This window comes from Acinetobacter halobius (assembly GCF_044130335.1).
Lineage (GTDB): Bacteria > Pseudomonadota > Gammaproteobacteria > Pseudomonadales > Moraxellaceae > Acinetobacter.
Window position 1 is genome coordinate 1 of record NZ_JBIQOD010000023.1, and the last position, 18,337, is coordinate 18,337.

General features: G+C 40.9%; 18 protein-coding genes. 8 read left to right on the plus strand and 10 right to left on the minus strand.

All coding sequences use genetic code 11. The features are described 5' to 3' along the window. Positions 1-140 precede the first annotated feature (140 nt). From ACE01U_RS15275 to ACE01U_RS15285, 3 genes are read right to left on the minus strand one after another with little or no spacing between them, the layout of a single operon-like run. Positions 141-1,214 carry a DUF6670 family protein gene (locus tag ACE01U_RS15275; protein ID WP_119064820.1) on the minus strand — a complete coding sequence of 358 codons (1,074 nt, stop codon included), beginning with the start codon at positions 1,212-1,214 and terminating at the stop codon, positions 141-143. 30 nt (positions 1,215-1,244) lie between these two features. Beyond that, positions 1,245-2,072, minus strand: coding sequence for a CDP-diacylglycerol--serine O-phosphatidyltransferase (gene pssA / locus ACE01U_RS15280; RefSeq protein WP_086208911.1), 828 nt, complete (start codon positions 2,070-2,072; stop codon positions 1,245-1,247). A gap of 44 nt (positions 2,073-2,116) precedes the next feature. Further along, positions 2,117-2,974 carry a 23S rRNA (adenine(2030)-N(6))-methyltransferase RlmJ gene (locus tag ACE01U_RS15285; protein ID WP_086208912.1) on the minus strand — a complete coding sequence of 286 codons (858 nt, stop codon included), beginning with the start codon at positions 2,972-2,974 and terminating at the stop codon, positions 2,117-2,119. A 114-nt stretch (positions 2,975-3,088) separates the two neighbouring features. Between ACE01U_RS15285 and ACE01U_RS15290 the strand changes: the two genes are divergently transcribed. Both ACE01U_RS15290 and ACE01U_RS15295 read left to right on the plus strand, forming a co-directional pair. Further along, positions 3,089-3,691: a 2OG-Fe(II) oxygenase gene (locus tag ACE01U_RS15290; protein WP_395579865.1), complete on the plus strand. Its 603-nt coding sequence runs from the start codon at positions 3,089-3,091 to the stop codon at positions 3,689-3,691. A gap of 72 nt (positions 3,692-3,763) precedes the next feature. Further along, positions 3,764-4,291: a hypothetical protein gene (locus ACE01U_RS15295; RefSeq protein WP_086208914.1), complete on the plus strand. Its 528-nt coding sequence runs from the start codon at positions 3,764-3,766 to the stop codon at positions 4,289-4,291. A gap of 102 nt (positions 4,292-4,393) precedes the next feature. Here ACE01U_RS15295 and ACE01U_RS15300 read toward each other — a convergent pair whose 3' ends face one another. The 5 genes from ACE01U_RS15300 to ACE01U_RS15320 form a co-directional block, all read right to left on the minus strand. Further along, complete coding sequence (locus tag ACE01U_RS15300; RefSeq protein WP_086208915.1) at positions 4,394-4,651, minus strand: DUF2789 family protein; 258 nt, start codon at positions 4,649-4,651, stop codon at positions 4,394-4,396. A 105-nt stretch (positions 4,652-4,756) separates the two neighbouring features. Then, a complete protein-coding gene (locus ACE01U_RS15305) occupies positions 4,757-5,017 on the minus strand; it encodes a DUF2789 family protein (protein WP_395579866.1) in 261 nt (86 codons plus the stop codon). 167 nt (positions 5,018-5,184) lie between these two features. Beyond that, on the minus strand, positions 5,185-6,171 hold the full coding sequence (locus ACE01U_RS15310) for a malate dehydrogenase (RefSeq protein WP_086208917.1): 987 nt from the start codon (positions 6,169-6,171) through the stop codon (positions 5,185-5,187). Positions 6,172-6,342: 171 nt separating this feature from the next. After that, the gene (locus tag ACE01U_RS15315; RefSeq protein WP_228146990.1) at positions 6,343-6,957 is read right to left on the minus strand and encodes a ribonuclease T2 family protein; all 615 of its coding nucleotides are present in this window, start codon (positions 6,955-6,957) and stop codon (positions 6,343-6,345) included. Positions 6,958-7,023: 66 nt separating this feature from the next. Further along, on the minus strand, positions 7,024-8,991 hold the full coding sequence (locus ACE01U_RS15320; RefSeq protein WP_395579867.1) for a lytic transglycosylase domain-containing protein: 1,968 nt from the start codon (positions 8,989-8,991) through the stop codon (positions 7,024-7,026). A gap of 310 nt (positions 8,992-9,301) precedes the next feature. Between ACE01U_RS15320 and miaB the strand changes: the two genes are divergently transcribed. From miaB to ACE01U_RS15340, 4 genes are all read left to right on the plus strand, one after another. Continuing rightward, positions 9,302-10,759 (plus strand): tRNA (N6-isopentenyl adenosine(37)-C2)-methylthiotransferase MiaB, encoded by a 1,458-nt coding sequence (gene miaB, locus ACE01U_RS15325; protein WP_395579868.1) that lies wholly within the window; start codon positions 9,302-9,304, stop codon positions 10,757-10,759. Between the two features lie 38 nt (positions 10,760-10,797). Further along, on the plus strand, positions 10,798-11,874 hold the full coding sequence (locus ACE01U_RS15330; protein ID WP_062032459.1) for a PhoH family protein: 1,077 nt from the start codon (positions 10,798-10,800) through the stop codon (positions 11,872-11,874). Between the two features lie 58 nt (positions 11,875-11,932). Further along, positions 11,933-12,412 carry an rRNA maturation RNase YbeY gene (gene ybeY, locus ACE01U_RS15335; RefSeq protein ID WP_086208921.1) on the plus strand — a complete coding sequence of 160 codons (480 nt, stop codon included), beginning with the start codon at positions 11,933-11,935 and terminating at the stop codon, positions 12,410-12,412. Between the two features lie 101 nt (positions 12,413-12,513). Beyond that, complete coding sequence (locus ACE01U_RS15340; protein WP_086209183.1) at positions 12,514-12,924, plus strand: hypothetical protein; 411 nt, start codon at positions 12,514-12,516, stop codon at positions 12,922-12,924. Positions 12,925-13,175: 251 nt separating this feature from the next. Here ACE01U_RS15340 and ACE01U_RS15345 read toward each other — a convergent pair whose 3' ends face one another. Further along, complete coding sequence (locus ACE01U_RS15345; RefSeq protein WP_395579869.1) at positions 13,176-15,341, minus strand: TonB-dependent siderophore receptor; 2,166 nt, start codon at positions 15,339-15,341, stop codon at positions 13,176-13,178. A gap of 289 nt (positions 15,342-15,630) precedes the next feature. Then, positions 15,631-16,488: an energy transducer TonB gene (locus ACE01U_RS15350; protein WP_395579881.1), complete on the minus strand. Its 858-nt coding sequence runs from the start codon at positions 16,486-16,488 to the stop codon at positions 15,631-15,633. Between the two features lie 260 nt (positions 16,489-16,748). Between ACE01U_RS15350 and ACE01U_RS15355 the strand changes: the two genes are divergently transcribed. Then, entirely contained in the window at positions 16,749-17,426 is a 678-nt protein-coding gene (locus tag ACE01U_RS15355; protein WP_110974084.1) for a hypothetical protein, read from the plus strand. Between the two features lie 155 nt (positions 17,427-17,581). Beyond that, positions 17,582-18,292: a DUF3108 domain-containing protein gene (locus tag ACE01U_RS15360; RefSeq protein ID WP_086208924.1), complete on the plus strand. Its 711-nt coding sequence runs from the start codon at positions 17,582-17,584 to the stop codon at positions 18,290-18,292. The last annotated feature ends 45 nt before the right edge of the window (positions 18,293-18,337 follow it).

Sequence of the window (18,337 nt, forward strand, 5' to 3'; positions counted from 1 at the left end):
TTTATCAGAAGTTTTAATCTTCATCACCGCCGATGGATGTGCATTCTACAGCATTTCTATCCCCTTGCAACCCCCTTCTCTCAATTATTTATAAAAAAACTCCCACTTGTTTATTTAATCAGCAAAATATTACTTTTTTCTTATTTCTTGAGTGAAAAGGGAACAATTTCTCCAATTTCATTGCGTATTTTTTCTTGTGAGTTATGTTCTTGCCACTTTAAAGCACGACAGTCGACATATTCACAGTAGCCACTTTCACCATTTTCCTCATAGTTATCAATTTTGACTTGATATTTAAAGCTTCCTACATAACCTGCTGCTAAGCCAAACTTAAAGTCTCCACGGCTCTGTGCGCAAATATGTATCCGATATCCCTGCTCACCTTGATAACACCATTCAAACTCTCGTGGTAAATACATTTTTTGCCCATTTGGCGTTTTCACAGCAGGATAAACACGATGAACTTGAAAGCGTACCATTTGGTCAAACATGGAAGTCTGCTGCTTTTTTAAATCACGTAAATAAATCCGTGACTGAACGACTCGATTAAATGAATCCCGAATTTGCTCTAATAAGAGCTGACGTTGATCTGCTAGATTAATGATTTGATATGTAAAAAAAGCTAAAGGAACATAACTAAAGTCAACACTGCGCCCATATTCAAATGCGCCGAGTTGATCTATGTCATAGTGTTGTCCTTTGTATTTTACCTCGCCCTGACACTGACACATCACCGACCAATGTTCAGCTAAGCCAAAACGTAACTTGGTAAAATGAGAAATCAAGGGTGTGGTGATAACTTCTATCTCAAAGCTTAGTTCACTATCTTTTCGTTGAATCTGAAATTTAGGAAATGCACCTATAACGTGTTCTTTGTTTGCAAATTTAAATTGTTGTTTTTCAAAAGCACATTCAGCAGAAATAGAATAGCGACTCAGTTGACCTGCCATATGCGGACTGCTACTGGCTAGAACCGTTGCTGTGTCTAGTGCTGTGGTTCTAATCGCACTGTTATTCCGAAGCATAGGCGTGTTGGGCTGCCCGATCATACTCAAAAAATTTAAGTAATGTAATGGTGCAGGAAGGTTAGGAATGGTTACAGCCTGATGAATGATTTTGTATTTCTTATTGGGCGGATGGTAGGCAGGCAAAGACCGTGAAGGAGTTTGATTAAGTTGTTTAGACTGATCGAGAAAATCTTGGAACAACCACATATCGCACTCCTTCTACATATTATTAACTCATCATGGGTTTTGTTGGCTTCGTGCTAAAAATGTCGTAACAAATCCAGATAACGCATAAATCAAGGAAATCACCAAAATACCCACAGGAATATTGTAGGTCATTGCTGCAAAAATAAAGACTGCAATCGGCAGAACAAAAAATGGAACGCGCTTGCGATCTACTGTTTTAAATGAATAATACTTAATATTCGAAATCATCAATAGACCAACAGAAACAATCACTACAGCGCTGATTGCTTGGATACCGCGCTCACGAATATCAAAAATTTCAGGAAAATCGAGCCCAACCCAAACCAATGAAATAATGATAATGGCTGCAAGTGGACTAGCCACACCAATAAAGTAACGCTTATCGACTACACCAATTTGCACATTAAAACGCGCTAAACGGAACGCAGCACATGCGGTATAGACAAAACAGCACGCTAGACCGATACGACCCAGCGAATCCAAACTCCAGCTATACATTAAAATCGCTGGCGCAACACCAAAGGCAAGTAAATCAGACAAAGAGTCATACTGCTCACCAAAAGCACTCTGCGCACCAATTGCACGTGCCACACGGCCGTCTAGGCCATCCAACAATGCTGCTAAGAAAATAGCATAAATCGCTTGTTGGAAATTACCATTCATACTAGCAATAATGGAATAAAAGCCTGACAACAACGCTGCCGTTGTAATCAGGTTCGGCCACAAATAAATACCTCGACGTTTTACTTTTTGACCTTCCTGTGTATGCTCTTCTTCTTCCACCTCGAAAGTGATCCCATCAAAGCTGGGAACACTGCGTGGAGTAGATTCGCTTTCAGGTTTATTTATATTTGTCATTTTCTGTCGATCCTAATGTAGCCTTTTTCTCTTTAAGTCTGTCTTTATTCGCCAACTAACCAACGAACAGCAGCATGACCACCATTTTCACTCATACGTAAATGCGGGAATAACCACTGTAACGCCTCATCGGCATCTTCGGAGAACTTCCAAGGCGGGTTAATCACCAATAGACCACAGCCGTTTAAGCCCACTGGAGTGTCATCTGGCCAAACACATACTTCACAGATCAACTGACGACGAATACCCGTTTTAATCATTTTCTTTTCAAAACGTTCAATCATCGCGCGGTCTTTAATTGGATACCAAATCGCAAAGACCCCTGTTGACCATTTTTTATGTGCTGCTGCAATCAGGTCAACTAACTGTGGAAAGTCTTTACGTTCAACTTCATAAGGTGGGTCAATCATCACCAAACCGCGTTTTTCTTTAGGCGGAATGACACCGAGTAAGCCTTCATACGCATCGCGCTCATGCAAACCCGCGCGTTTATCACGAACGTTGTAATACAACTGTTGGAATACATCACGCTGCATTTCAAAAATAGTGGCTTTGTCGATTTCACGCATGCCTTCTAAGGCAAACCACGGCGAACCAGGATAGGCACCTTTACCTGAACCTTCACGCATTTTTTCAACAATTTTTAAATACTGCTGAACGCCTTCAGGCGCATTACGCTTGATTGAATCATCTAGTTTCACTAAACGATGGATGCCATTTAAAAACTCACCTGACTTTTGTGCTTCTGAAGTCGATAAATCATATTTACCAGCACCGCCATGCGTATCAATATAACGATACGGTTTATCTTTTTGATTGAGGCGAGTCAAAATCTGAAGCAAAAGAACATGCTTCATGACATCGGCAAAGTTGCCTGCATGGAAATGGTGACGGTAATTCATGTTTGTATTATTCCTAAAATCAATGAGTATTTTAGCATGAAAAATAGTTTCGTTCAGACAGCTTTCTTACACTAGAATAACAGCGGCTTTTCTTTGTCTTTTAGGTTTTATGTTATGGAAGCAGTTCTTCTCCCAAAGTCTTGGAATGTTGATCAAATCCTAGATGATTTAGATCAACATGGTTTTGCCATCATTGATGACGCCTACTCTGGTGACTATGTACATCAACTCATTGAAGAATGTACTTCGAACTTAAACCGCTTTCGTGAAGCCGCTATTCAAAACGGTGTCATCAGTAAGATCCGTAGTGATCACATTTTATGGTTACATCCCGAACTCCACATTTCCAATCGACATGTACAGTCCCTTTTTAGCTTAGGTCAAGAGCTCAACCGTGCTTTCTATCTTGGTATTCGGGACGTCGAAGCGCATTTTGCTTGCTATAACGCCGGCGAGTTTTATGCACTACACCGTGATAATCCTCAAGGTAAAAATGGTCGTATGATTTCTGCGGTTTACTACTTACATGAAGACTGGCAAGACAGCTGGGGAGGCGAGCTTCATCTACAAGATAAAAATAACATTTGGCACGTACTGCAACCCAAGCCAAATCGTATCGCACTGTTTCAAAGTGACTTGCTACATGAGGTTTTAAAAGCAAAACATCAGCGTTTATCAATTACCGCATGGTTACGGAGTGACAGTACAATCCTGTAATTCAGGCAATAAGACTTTAAATTGTAAAAAGTATCCTCATATACTGAACATTCATTGAGGAGGATGTAACCGATGCGTGCCAACAGTCAACACATTATTCAGCGTATTGGTGAAACAGACCAACTCTACTTACAAGGCAATAGCCCTGAATTAGCACTTGAGCGTGCTGATTTGCGCTTACAGTTAGTCACACTGAGCCAACTGCGCCAAGAACAAGTCCACTTTTTACAAGAAGCGGTGGTATTACTTGAGCAAGGTCGAATTGAGTTTGAGGAAATGCCTCTGTCTTTGTACCTCAATTTGTCTTTGCATCTTGCTAAGGCATATATGCTGTACTTTGAAATCACCAAAGAAGATCGCTTTGCGTTGATTACACAGCAAATTTTAAAACCACTGACCAGCTATGGTCAGGGTGATATTTACCTGTTTTTGGCCTACGCCTCTGTGAGTAGAAAAGAATCTGCATTGGCACGACACTGGCTTGGAAAATATGCAAAAAGTACAGAGTTTGATTTCATTTTACTGCGTGAACATGCCGCTTTTATCAGCTTCCATCAAGAAGATTGGTTTATCAAACTCATACAAAGTAAATTACACTAAAATGTGGGCATCCAAGTTATACACCTAAAGAATAAAAAACGCCTGTGATCAGGCGTTTTTTATAGTTCAAAGACCGTGTTGATTTCAGTTGTGATTATTCATTTAAGCTGTTTGAAGCTTATAAGCATCTAAGTGCAGTTGTTGATTGAGTTCATCGACCATAATCGCCCAGTCATCATCTTGCACCAAATGGCTGATGAGTAATGCACGCTGTGCTGGATTCCAAAACGCTGCATCATGTAAAGATTGATGGGCGGGTAGTTGATGCGTACGAATATATAACTCAATGGCAGCTGCACTATTAGCAAGTCCCAGTTGAGAGAATAAAAGCTCTAAGGATGGTTTGTGTTGATTGAGCATCTCGCCCTCCTTATCAATACTATTGTCAATTGTTATTGAATTAACTTATATGTATTTTTTAAAAAAACCTAGTCTTAAAACTAGGTTTGTTGTTTCAATTTGTGATTATAAATGACACGAACCCGAAAATTTATTTTCTGTGTGTAATTGCTCGTTTAACTGGTCAACGACCAATGACCATTCATCATCTTTTTTCCAATTGCTGATAATAAAATCATGCTGTGCTTTAGACCAAAAAGGTGCTTTATGCAATGGAACATCTGAAGTGAGTTGATGTGTGTCAATAAACTGATTTATCGCATCCGCACTTGCATCAAGCCCCAATTGCTCAAATAAAAGTTCTAAAGTCGGTTGTTGATCAAACATCATTGTTCTCCTCAAGCCCTTGATCATACCTTTACAGATTAAGGTATGCTTATTTTTTAGTCAGTTGTGTCTATATCTCAGCATGTTATTTTTTGTTCAATAAAGCATTTGTATAAAAAAAGCACCCCGAAATGGAGTGCTTTTTCAACTTAATCAGTTCGATTAAATTATTTAACCATGTCAGCAACTGCTGCACGTTCTTCTTCTAACTCGTTCAGAGTGAAGTTGATACGCTCACGGCTGAATTCGTCGATCTCAAGACCTTCAACGATTTTGTATTCGCCATTTTCAGTTGTTACAGGGAAACCGAACATTACGCCTTCTGGAATACCATAAGAACCGTCAGAAGGAATACCCATTGTTACCCATTTGCCGTTTGTACCAAGAGCCCAATCGCGCATATGGTCGATTGCAGCATTTGCAGCAGACGCAGCAGAAGACAAACCACGTGCTTCGATGATCGCAGCACCACGTTTACCAACAGTTGGAAGGAACACATCTTTGTTCCAAGCTGCATCGTTGATTTTGTCTTTTAAGCTTTCGCCATTCACAGTTGCAAAACGGTAGTCAGCATACATTGTTGGAGAGTGGTTGCCCCAAACAGTCATGTCTTCGATGTCAGAAACTGCAACACCTGCTTTTTGAGCAAGTTGAGTCAAGGCACGGTTGTGGTCAAGACGTAACATTGCTGTGAAGTTTTTCGCTGGAAGATCTGGAGCAGATTTCATTGCGATGTAAGCATTGGTGTTTGCTGGGTTACCCACAACAAGTACTTTAACGTCACGGCTAGCAACTTCGTTTAGTGCTTGACCTTGACCAATGAAGATTTCACCGTTCACTTTCAATAAGTCAGCACGTTCCATACCTGGACCACGTGGACGTGAACCAACCAATAACGCGTAGTCAGCATCTTTAAATGCAACTTTAGGATCATCAGTACCGATCATGCCAGCCAATAATGGGAAAGCACAGTCGTCTAATTCCATCATTACGCCTTTAAGCGCAGCTTGAGCTTTCTCAAAAGGAACTTCTAACAATTGCAGAATAACTGGTTGGTCTTTACCTAACATTTCGCCACTAGCGATACGGAATAATAGGCTGTAACCAATTTGACCAGCTGCGCCAGTAACGGCAACGCGAACAGGTTGCTTCATGTACTTATCTCCATTTGAGGAACGTTAGATATGATTAAATAGCTGTTCTATCTAATCTTAATAATCATAAACGGCAAAGATTGTACTCCAATACTTTGGCAGATGCATGTAAAAGAGAATGAATTCCAACAAAAGTATGATAGGAAATATAAATTAATTTAGAAAAAGAGATTAGTAAGAACCTTTGATCGCAAAGGAACTTGGGCAGTTTTCTTGAATATTCTCTGCACAAGCTTTGTACTGACCGTTGGGTTTATAACAGACCTTGACTTCGGTCAAAATGTTGGTTTGTCGTTGTGTCCGACAGCTAAAACGTAGCCCACTTGCAGGTAGCCCTGGGTTTAAACGTTGAAATTGCCCTCGCAGTGTATTGAGCTGTGCGGTTTTATTTTCAGAAGAAGTCAAATCTGCAGGAATTTTTAAACGCTCTGCATAATTAATCACATTACGGAAATACTGACTAGCATTCATCGGCACACAACCGCCAATTTCTGCCCATAACTGGCGGCGCGCATGTTCATCAGGCATGACTCTCGCCACGACTTTGGTTTGAAGCGGAGAAAGGACCGCAGAAGAATTGGTCTGACACTCCCGTGTGGTGGTTTCAGGATATAAACCCGTAATATTGAGTGAATAACCCTCTAGACACTTCCGTTTTTTCGAGCCTTGGTTATCAAACATACACACGGCGGGTGTCATTTGAATTTCCATCACATAACCAAATACCGTCGGTGCAGCATGAGCAGATGTCGTAAAAAATCCCAAAACAAGACTACTACCAATCATCTGCAGTAGTTTTTGCGTTAAGACTGATGGGAGTGACATCAAAACCATAAAATGTCTAGACCTTTATTATTGACTTTTAAAAGGAATATTTTGCATACGTTGAGTAATGGACTGCGGTCCTTGGCCAAGCAAAACACCATAATGCGTGGCATTACTCATCACATGCTTGACGTAATCTCGGGTTTCAGTCAGTGGAATACTTTCCGTGTATTGATCCGCTGCAATGGCTTGATTTTCAGGCTGCCAACGACGTGCACGGTTCGGACCCGCATTATAACCTGCTGTCGCCAACACTGGATTATTGCTTAACTGACTTTGGATCATGGACAGATAGAAAGTGCCATAACGTACATTGGTATTCATATCACTCAGTGCGGCTGGATTATAGGTTTCACCCATTTGTCTTGCGACCAATTTTGCCGTATCTGGCATGATTTGCATCAAGCCACCTGCCCCGACATGCGAGCGAGCATGGGTGACAAAGCGGCTTTCTTGGCGCATTAGCCCATACGCCCATGCAGGATCTATGCCTGCATTACGACTGTGACTCACCACATAACTTTGGTGTGGCATGGCATAGCGATAGCTATAGTTATGTTGCTTGACTGTTCGATCGGCCGCATAGATCGCTCGGTCATACCACCCCATCTCCGTTGCCCGTTTTGCTGCAGCTAAAATTAAACCATCATCTTGTTTTAAATAAGCTTGTCTGACCGCCCAATTCCACTCACGGTTGACATAATTGTCTGGTGCGTTGACATTGCGCAGTGTAAAAGCACGACTAAAGTGAATATCTTGACTCAAACGCTGCGCATCTGCATTGCTCGGTTGGGTATTCGCAGGAATGGTCTGATAACGTTGTCCAATACGATCTTTTGCCAATAAGTTATGATAATCGTCACCTACTGACAATTTTTTGAAGATCTCACGCGCCAAGGCTTTTGACTTTGCATCACCTCGTTGTTCTGAAGCTCGGGCTAACCAATATTGCCAGCGATCTTCTTGTTTTTGCGTCACACTCATACCATCAACGGCACGAATCACACTCTCCCATGCACCAAAGCGAATGGCTTGGCGCGCATAAATTTCGGCTTCTTCTTCACTAAATGCCAAACCATAACTCCGATCGAAGGCTTGTAATACCTCCACATTAAAATTATTTTTCATGACAGTTGTGCCACCGATATACCCCACAGCACGGTACAACGCTTTTTGCACCGACTCAGGGGTACCCTCTGCAGCACGCTTTACCGAAGCCAATGCAGTATTTAGATCACTATCGGCTAAGCGCCCAATGGCATAAATTAAATATGCTTGATCTACAGCCGATGCTTTCGGTGCTGACCATAGATAGTTCAGTGGATCAGCTTGAATGCTATTCAGCTGCGCCAAAGACAAATTCATACCGATGGTTTGTGCAGTTGCAATCGCTTGACCTGACTGCCCTGCACGTAGCTGCGCCCATAGACGTTGTTGCTTGTCTTGTTCCGTCATGAGAGGGCTCGACAGCATCATGCGTCCCAGCCCAGTACATGATTCAGGTTGTGAATTGGTCGCGAGCCAAACATCTTTATATTCGGCGAAAACCAAAGGGTCGCCCGACTTGGCGCGGACTTGCGCCATAGCACAGCTTTCTGCTTGGTCTGCATTAGACACATACGCCAATACTGGCTGTGCGGAAGTAAAGTCAGCCATTTTGACTTTTTCTTCAATATAGTCTGCTGCCAATTTTTCAGCCATCGCGGACTGAGGATAGCGCTGTGCAAAGCCCACGATATTGGCCGCTGGTTGCAACGCTAAATTACTGTTTAATAGCCAATATTCAGGGTAATAGCCCAAGACATCACCCTGCATACTGCTTTGATATTCTTGCAACAAGCTGGCATTACCCGTATTGGCTGCGCGTAAAGCATCATTGAATTGTTCATCTGCGGCATGTGTCGCTGCAGATAAACCCAAGGCAGCTACACCCAACGCAAACACTTGATAATATTTATTCTGTAATCGTTTTAACATGGGTGTGCCTTCTGTCATCTTTGTATAGCCTAGTCTCGTCTCATCATTTTGATTAGTTTAATAACTCATAACAGACTCTATTGTTCTCTTATGTAACCTTATGATTAGACAATATTAATTTTCCTGTATTTTCACTTCACAAATCAATCTTTTTAGCTTCAGATTTAAAGCTATAAGTTTATTCAGATTTCCTGCTAAAATATGCGCCTTTCGTAGATTTCAAATGGTGCTTGATCGAGCATTTTTGTCGCTAGCCAAGCCCTGCTTTCGCCGCCACAGATACCGATCAGACACAAAAAACCTAGATTTATCCCCCTTAGGAGCCTACATGACGGTTCAAACCTTCATTCCAAATGGTGCCCAAGCTGCCTCAGAAAACACTGTCACCCAGCCACAGCACACCCCAGCCACCGATGGATCAGTTAAAAAACTGTATATCGAAACGCAAGGGTGTCAGATGAATGAGTATGACAGTCACCGTATGGCAGACTTACTGGGCGACTCACACGGTTATGTACTGACCCAAGACCCGAAAGAAGCCGATATTCTACTGATGAATACCTGTTCGATTCGCGAAAAAGCCCAAGAAAAAGTGTTCTCTGAGCTGGGTCGTTGGCGCAAGCTGAAAGACAAAAACCCTGACCTGATCATTGGTGTCGGTGGTTGTGTAGCCTCTCAAGAGGGCGACAACATTCAAAAACGTGCCAACTATGTCGACATGATTTTCGGTCCACAAACCTTGCACCGTTTACCACAAATGCTCGATCAGCACTTTGATCAAATCGAAAAACCCAAGAAAGAAAAAATCAAATTGGTAGATATTTCTTTCCCTGACATTGAAAAATTCGACTTTTTACCTGAACCGCGTGTGGAAGGTTACAAGGCTTTTGTTTCAATTATGGAAGGTTGTTCAAAATATTGTTCATTCTGTGTGGTGCCCTACACCCGTGGTGAAGAAGTTTCTCGTCCACTGGATGACGTTTTAGCTGAAATTGCCACCTTAGCCGAAAAAGGCGTCCGTGAGATTTCGCTATTAGGTCAAAACGTGAATGGTTACCGCGGTGAAACATTCGAAGGCAATATCTGTACTTTTGCAGACTTGTTACGTCTTGTTGCAGAAATCCCAGGGATTGGTCGTTTGCGTTATACCACATCACACCCGCTTGAGTTTAATGATGACTTGATTCAGTGCTACCGTGATTTACCACAAATGGTATCGCATCTACATTTGCCTGTACAAAGCGGTTCAAATGATGTGTTGCAAGCCATGAAACGTAACCACACCATTGACGTCTATATCGACAAAATTGCCAAGTTACGCAAAGTTCGCCCAGACATGCATTTATCGAGTGACTTTATCATTGGTTTCCCAGGTGAAACCGATGCACACTTTGAAGAAACTTATAAATTTATCAAAGACATGGACTTCGACCATTCCTATAGTTTTGTTTACTCAAAGCGTCCGGGTACACCTGCATCTGAGCTTGAAGACACCACTTCTGAAGACGTGAAAAAAGAACGTTTATCCAAAGTCCAAAAGTGGATTAAACAATCGAGTATTGAAAAGACCGATGCCATGCTCGGCACGATTCAACGCGTTTTGGTCGAGAAAGTTTCGGATAAAGATCCAAACCTACTGATTGGTACGGCGGATAACACTCGTTATGTGAGTTTTATTGGTGATGCAGCATGGGTCGGACGTTTCGCAGAAATCGAAGTGACAGAGATTAAAACTTTGAATTTTGTTTATGGCGAACTCTTGAATCTTGAGCCTGACGTGGCGTAATGTAAGAGAATAGATTCTGACTACTTAAAGGAATTCTCTTGACTGCAGCGATTCGACGTACAGTAACTTTTCCTGGGGTTTCAATTGAACGTTTAAAGAGCATGCTCGGTGCTTATAACGGTCATTTGAAACAAATCGAACAGCGTTTAGATGTCACTATTTCCCATCGAGGTGATGCATTTTATGTCGATGGTGAAATGGATGCAGTTGAGAGAGCAGAAGGTCTGCTCCATCGCCTGCATGAAGAAGCAGAAAATACGGTACAAATCAGTGCCGACACCTTACACCTCATGATTCAAGGCAGTCAGACTGACCGTGAATTGCAAGAAGACCTTGATGGGCAAGAGCACACTGGTTTAGATGAAGTGTGGCTTCAAACCCGTAAAGGTCGTATCAATCCACGCGGTGCTAACCAAAAGCGTTATGTGCAGCGTATTCTACAAAGTGATATTTCTTTTGGTATTGGACCTGCGGGTACAGGTAAAACCTATCTCGCCGTTGCAGCCGCAGTCGATATGCTAGAACGTAACGAAATTCAAAGGATTTTATTGGTTCGTCCTGCCGTTGAAGCAGGTGAAAAACTGGGTTTCCTACCAGGTGATTTAAGCCAGAAAATAGATCCGTATTTACGTCCACTCTACGATGCCTTGTATGAAATGCTTGGCTTTGAAAAAGTGGCAAAACTGATTGAACGTCAGGTGATTGAAGTCGCACCACTGGCTTATATGCGTGGTCGAACCTTAAACCACTCTTTTGTGATTTTAGACGAAGCGCAAAATACCACACCTGAACAAATGAAAATGTTCCTCACACGTTTAGGCTTTGGTTCACGTGCAGTGATTACTGGAGATATCACACAGGTCGACTTACCACGTGGCCAGCAATCTGGTCTAGCACATGCTTTGCGCATCATCGACAAGATCAAAGAAATTCACATCACCCGTTTCCACTCACGTGACGTGGTACGTCACCAACTGGTGCAAAAAATTGTTGAAGCTTATGAGGGATGGGATGCAGAACAACATCGCTTAACCGCTGAAGCGCGTGCTGAACGCAAAGCGCGTCAAGAAGCCTTAGTGGCTGAAAATGATGCTGCTGCTGATGCTCAGCATTAAATTACAGCCTACTGACAGCTAAACCCTGTCAGTAGGCTTTATTATCTAAGGATCTATTTTGAAACTGAGTCTTTCTCTACAACAGGACTTTCAAGCCCCTGAATTGGTCTTGAAACGTGGCTATCTCAAAAAAGTTGTAGAAACTGTTTTACGTCATATTGGCACACAGAGTAACTGTGAAATTGGTATTGCTTGTGTTGACCATGATGAAAGTCATAAATTGAATTTGGAATATCGTGGCAAAGATAAATCAACCAATGTGTTGTCTTTCCCTAGTGATTTGCCCGATGAAATGGCGCAGATTCTTGACTCATTTCCCATTGGCGATTTGGTCATTTGTATTCCTGTGGTGTTGTCGGAAGCAAAAGAACAAAACAAAGCGCCACTGACGCATTTCACTCATATGCTGGTCCATGGCACTTTGCACCTTATGGGCTATGACCATGAAACATCAGAAGCAGATGCTGAAGAAATGGAAGGCATCGAAATTGAAATTTTGGCTAAACTCGGTTTTGAAAACCCTTATTTAGCACAGTAACTATTAGATTTGAAACAACTTACCCGATTCATTTCGATGTATCGGGTTTATTTATGCTAAAAATAAAGCAAGATGAAAAAATAGATGAAGAGATTATAAAAATGCATACACCAATTTCAAAACTACTCTGCATGATCGCCCTATCCTGCACCACGCCACTTTATGCCAAGAGCAATGATGAAAATCAAACATCCTGTCAGGAAGTAAAGTTTCTAGATTCAGCTCAGGCTTGGGCTGGACATTATTATTTGCAGGGCGTTATGGAGGTTGGTTCTGAGCTTCTACTAGAACCTGACGGCAAATTTAAATGGTATTTAGCTGTTGGCTCTTTAGACCAATATGCCGAAGGGTCATGGTGGAAAAATGGCAACTGTATTGGTTTAAAAGCTTTGCCTAAATATAGCAAGCATTTAGAAATTTTTCCTATCCGCTTAGATGAAGAGGAGTCTCATTTAAGCGTAACTTGGATGGGTGGACATCAAGACGGCGCCTATGTCCGTGCAACTCAATAAACTGAGTTCACCCACATAATCAAAGCCTGATTAGAAATGCACAGCTCAACGCACTTCAAACTCTGCCTCTGCTGGGTCAAAGACCACATAGCATAACAACTGAAAAACAATGATACAGCCATTTAAAGTTGAAGTCTGAAACTTTGAAAGCGCTTACTCAAGTCAAGATTGCATGTGAATAAGCCTAGACTTATCCATATTTCCAACAAAAAACGGCTTTTAATAAGCCGTTTTTTATTTCTCAAGATTTTTTAGAATTGATAGCGGAAAGTTAACGTTGCATTGCGTGGTGCGCCATAGACCATGCCATTCATACCAAGACCTTCATAATATTTTTCATCAAATATATTATTAATATTCAGTTGCGCCTTGATATTTCGATTAAAATCATAACCGACCATTAAATTAGTCAATACATAAGCATCCTGCGTAATTCGACCTAAACTTTCATCCACATAAGTCTTGCTCTTATAATTTAGACCACCACCTACGCTCCATTTATCAACTTTATATTTGGTAAATAGATTAACACTGGTACGTGCAGATGTTGTTTGGACTTCTTTGCCATTCGCATCTTGTGCATCGAAATGCGAGATACCGAAACTAAGATTCCAATTATCTTTAATTTCACCATCTAGCTCAAACTCAACGCCTTTGCTTTCAACACCATCTACGCTACGATAAGCTTTTTCAGTCGTTGGGTTACCATTTGCATCAGGGACAAATACACCACTGATTTCTTCTGCAACATTATCCTGTTTAGTTTTAAATATTGATAATGCAGCATTCAACTTACCATCCAATAACTCACCTTTTAAACCCGTTTCATAGCTCTTACCTTCACGAGGATCAAGATATTGGCGATCAACACCTCTTTTATCCTCTGGTTTAAAGATGCTGGTATAACTCATGTACCAAGAATAATTGTCCATAAAATCGAAAATTAGACCTGCATAAGGAGTAACCTCGTTATTAAACTCACGATTACCATCGCCATCTTCACTTTCATATTTCCAGTTAGACAAACGTACCCCTGTCACCAGTTTTAAAGGTTCCAACAAGGTAAATTTACCTGCGACATAAGCGCCTGTCTGTGTAGTTTTATTGGATGGCATTTTATTGTTGTTATTGATTGAACCCAAAAGCCTTGAATTTGCTGCTTCATCAAAGTCAATTACATAATCATCAAGCAACGGATTACCATAGGCAGCATCCGTTTTCTTGCTCTGATTATACATAAAGCCAGCAATCACCTCCTGCTTTAACCCGGCAACAGTAAATGGGGCTGAAAATGAAGCGTCCACATTATTCTGAGTAAATGTAGATTCACTCGTATAAGGATATAATCCCGATGCACTATTGGTCGTTTTATCTACACCCGTCGTATTCCATAAATACAATAAGGCTGTTTCACCTTTTAATTGGCGATAGTCATAATTGACATTCAAGCTAATGTCATTCCATAATTTTTGCTTAAATGTGGCAAACGCAGAAGTTGTATCTGCATTCCAATATGTCCAGTCAGAGGTAACTGATTTGGAGTCATCAAAATTAGTACGTGTACCATCGCTATAAAATGCGGGCAAACCACCCCATTTAATCCCACTTCGTTCAAGATTCTGGTAACTTGCGCCTACCGATAAATATGTACTATCAGTTAAATCTGCATCAATCACACCATAAACCACATTATTGTCTTTATTATAATGGTCAGCAAAGGAATCTGTTTGTTCGTGTTTTACTACCACACGACCACGAACACTACCCTCCGAATTTAATGGCGTAGAAATATCTGCAGTGCTGTTCCATGCATTCCATGAACCTAGAGAAGTACTCACATTTCCTGTCAACTCCTTAGAGTTTGCATGTTTTCTAACCATATTAATCGCGATAGCAGGATTTCCTGCACCTGTCATCAGACCATTCGCCCCTTTTACCAACTCTACTCGATCATATAAACTTAAATCTGGATCGCCCGCATTATCAAAATCTGAAGTACTTGGCACACCATCAAACAGGTAATAATCGACATCAAAACCACGAGCCGTTGGATATTGACGCTCATCCCACTGGTTTACAGTGACACCTGTTACATTCTTCAATAATTCCTGAAATGAATTAATATTAGTGTCATCTAAATATTCACGGGTTAAAACTTTAACCGACTGCGGTGTTTCGCGAAGTGACAAATTTAATTTGGTAGAGGTACTGGCACTCTTCGCCGTATAACTCTTTGTCCCTTCCGTTACAGATGGATTCTCTTCCTCGGCTTGACTCGTAATCGTTTCAAGTTGTGCACTTTCATCGCTCGTAGTGGGTGCTGCAGACCCCAAAGTTGGGAGAAGTACTGTGGCTGCTGCCATAGCCAATATCAGTGGACTAACTTTGAAGCGCTTTAAAGTTGGGGAGTAATACATGAAACTATATCCTTATAACAGGGATCAAATATTAAAAAACATGCATGCATCCTCCCCCATTAACTTGCTTTAAGAAAGATTCACGAATGCTTTAAAATATTTAACAAAAAACATACTGCAAATGATAATTATTTTTATTATCAATTCAAGTTTTCACCTTTAAATATAAGATTATGTTTTTATTGAGAAAAAATAAATAAACCTCGGAATAAAAATTTAAGATATTGTTTTACATGTTTTTTTATAAATTAATTTAATCATTATAATTTCCCATAAAGAAGCAAGAATATCAATGAACTTCAAACTCTGCCTCTGCTGGGTCAAAACGCCATGTGCGTACAATGCGTAACTCAGAAATATCCTTCATTTTGGTATCGAAAGCGCCGAACGGGGCTGCTTTACGTACTGATGCCTTTGCTGCTTCATCCAATATCTCATGCCCTGAGCTATCAATCAGGCGAATGGCGCGGATACCACCTGAAGCATTTAAAATCACCATTAAACGTACTTCACCCGCCAGTCGTTGTTGTTTAGCTGCTTCTGGGTAGTAACGGTTGCCATAAAATTCTACTTTCTGACGAAACTTTTCAAGATAGGCTGCCGAAATATCTTGCTTGGCTTGAATACCATCAACTGTTTTGATTTTTTGCTGACGGCTAAAGTTTTGTTGACGTTGCAAATATTGCGCTTCAAGGCTTGCCACCATGGCTGCTTTGGCCTGAAACTGGCTGTTCATTTCTTCCATGGCTTTTTTGCGCTGATTATCTTCCGCTTGTTTTTGCCAGCTAAGTGTCGTCATTAACAACTTTTCTTCAAAATTTAATTCACGCTTTTGCTGGACCTGTTCTAAAGCTTCTCGCTGTTGTTCCCCAGCACTTTGCTCAAGCATCGGCACGGGCATATCACTCGACATCCGGTGGGACTCGCGAAAGGTGCCAGAACCCTGTTGATCCGCTTGCGCCAAGAAATCCGCATCTTCAATTTTTTGATCTGAAGGGCGTAAAGTCACTGCAATTTCTTTCACTGCGGCATCATTTTCTTGAGGCATGGCAAACTGTACAGTCAAAATCACCAGATGCAAAAAAGCTGCAAGCACAACGGTTGCTGTAAAAATTGGGTCTTTCCACCAATTATGCGCCAAAGGCATTACATTTATTTTTTTGAACATCACTTCAAACCGACAATTTGTCTTGTTCCCCTAAGCGTATGTACGCAGTATAAAATAGACACAGTTTTCATTTTATTGCTTAGAATGAGGCACTGTACCCTGTAGATTCACTGTTTCATAAAATCATGAAAATGGTGCAATTAATTTTGCTAAACTGCAAGCTTCATGAGCAGTATTTTTCAAACATTTCAACCAGAGATCTGATCGCTCAAAAACACTGATTAGCTAGGACGCCTCTTATGCAAACGCTTATTTCCAATATTTCTAATCGTTTACGCCAAGTTTATCAAAAGGCGGAAGGATTTATTGAGGATGAGCGCGAGTTTCCAATGTCTCAAGTCTTTTTAAACGCCACATTTCAACGATTTGTGACCGACAATGTGAGAATGTTAAAAGACTTACATGCAGACTTACATGATGACTGGTTACGCTTATATGCCACACTCGATTATAACGGTCTCAAACTGACGCTCTCTGTTGACTTGAAATTGGTGCAAATGGAATTGAATAAAAAAACGCAATTGATTGTGTTCGAACAAATCAGCGATACCAGTGTGCTAGATGCTGAATACCCAACGGTATTTCATAAAATGGGCGTGCGCTGTGCCCTGTTTTTTTATCAAAAAATCCTAAACCAAGATCCTTTAGGTATGATTTTAGAAAAGCTGAATGTGATTAAGGTTAAAGATGAGTTACTACATTTAAATTTGAACCGTTGGTTAGGCAAAAACCGTTCAATCATCGACACGCTAGGCAAAGTCCATGTTAATCATGCTGTGCTACGTGAAGCCGAATTGGTCGTGATTGGTAACGTCAATTTAACTGCACTATTTAATAAATTCTCTCAAACCTCGATTGATGATTTGATTGAACCCAATTTGGATGAAAGTACAGTCTCTCCCATTCGACAAAAATAGCTGATCATTTGGTGACAAAACCGTAATTTCAAATATGTAAATGAAACATAAAACTACAGTTCCCCTTATGTTTCGAATTTTTTCTTCATAATCAATGTGCATAATAGTTATATGCAAAAATTTTGTGCCTACAACTAAATAGGAAACTTTTTCTTATGGCTAAATCAAAATTGAAAACAGCCACAATCGCGACAAGTATGAGCGCTTTGCTATTTGTCGGGTTCTCAAGCCAAACCTTTGCCATGAGTCCATTTCAGGCCAGTTATCAATTTAACTATAATGGCAAAAATTTAGGCTCTGCAACTCGGACTTTATCAAAGTCAGGTAATAACTGGAACTATGTTTTTGCAGCCAAAGCAGGCGGTATTGCCTCAGCAACCGAAAGTAGCCGCTTTAGTTTAAATGGCAAACAAATTCAGTCCAATAGCTTTAGCCGTAGCAGTAAAATTTTGGTGCATAACAACACCATGAGTATTAACTTCAATCCAGCAGCAAAAACCATCAATACCAAGAAAGACAACGAAACGCGTTCATTTGCATGGAAAGCGGGTGTCTTAGATGAGCTCAATGCAGAATTGCAAATTCGTGAAGACATTAAAAATGGTGGTTTAAAATCAACTTACTATTTGGCCGATGCTAAAGAGGTTGAAGCACGTAAATTTGTGAAGCAAGGTACTGAATCTATCAAAACAGATTATGGAACTTTCGAGACCATTAAAGTAGTCATGAAACATGATAAGCCCGGCCGTGAAACCATTTTCTGGCTAGCTCCGAAATTAGACTATCTTCCTGTTAAAGTCAGCCATGTTGATAAGAAAACATCTTATGGATTGCTCTTAACGAGCTATAAAGGTGCAAGCAATTAGTCATTTTGACGAATTTTACTTGCATTTTTTCAGGTGCTTCCTAAA

Coding starts and splice junctions, on each gene's coding strand:
- ACE01U_RS15275 (WP_119064820.1), bottom strand. CDS start 1,214: ATGTGGTTGTTCCAAGATTTTCTCGATCAGTCTAAACAACTTAATCAA.
- pssA (WP_086208911.1), bottom strand. CDS start 2,072: ATGACAAATATAAATAAACCTGAAAGCGAATCTACTCCACGCAGTGTT.
- ACE01U_RS15285 (WP_086208912.1), bottom strand. CDS start 2,974: ATGAATTACCGTCACCATTTCCATGCAGGCAACTTTGCCGATGTCATG.
- ACE01U_RS15290 (WP_395579865.1), top strand. CDS start 3,089: ATGGAAGCAGTTCTTCTCCCAAAGTCTTGGAATGTTGATCAAATCCTA.
- ACE01U_RS15295 (WP_086208914.1), top strand. CDS start 3,764: ATGCGTGCCAACAGTCAACACATTATTCAGCGTATTGGTGAAACAGAC.
- ACE01U_RS15300 (WP_086208915.1), bottom strand. CDS start 4,651: ATGCTCAATCAACACAAACCATCCTTAGAGCTTTTATTCTCTCAACTG.
- ACE01U_RS15305 (WP_395579866.1), bottom strand. CDS start 5,017: ATGTTTGATCAACAACCGACTTTAGAACTTTTATTTGAGCAATTGGGG.
- ACE01U_RS15310 (WP_086208917.1), bottom strand. CDS start 6,171: ATGAAGCAACCTGTTCGCGTTGCCGTTACTGGCGCAGCTGGTCAAATT.
- ACE01U_RS15315 (WP_228146990.1), bottom strand. CDS start 6,957: ATGATTGGTAGTAGTCTTGTTTTGGGATTTTTTACGACATCTGCTCAT.
- ACE01U_RS15320 (WP_395579867.1), bottom strand. CDS start 8,991: ATGACAGAAGGCACACCCATGTTAAAACGATTACAGAATAAATATTAT.
- miaB (WP_395579868.1), top strand. CDS start 9,302: ATGACGGTTCAAACCTTCATTCCAAATGGTGCCCAAGCTGCCTCAGAA.
- ACE01U_RS15340 (WP_086209183.1), top strand. CDS start 12,514: ATGCATACACCAATTTCAAAACTACTCTGCATGATCGCCCTATCCTGC.
- ACE01U_RS15345 (WP_395579869.1), bottom strand. CDS start 15,341: ATGTATTACTCCCCAACTTTAAAGCGCTTCAAAGTTAGTCCACTGATA.
- ACE01U_RS15350 (WP_395579881.1), bottom strand. CDS start 16,488: ATGCCTTTGGCGCATAATTGGTGGAAAGACCCAATTTTTACAGCAACC.
- ACE01U_RS15355 (WP_110974084.1), top strand. CDS start 16,749: ATGCAAACGCTTATTTCCAATATTTCTAATCGTTTACGCCAAGTTTAT.
- ACE01U_RS15360 (WP_086208924.1), top strand. CDS start 17,582: ATGGCTAAATCAAAATTGAAAACAGCCACAATCGCGACAAGTATGAGC.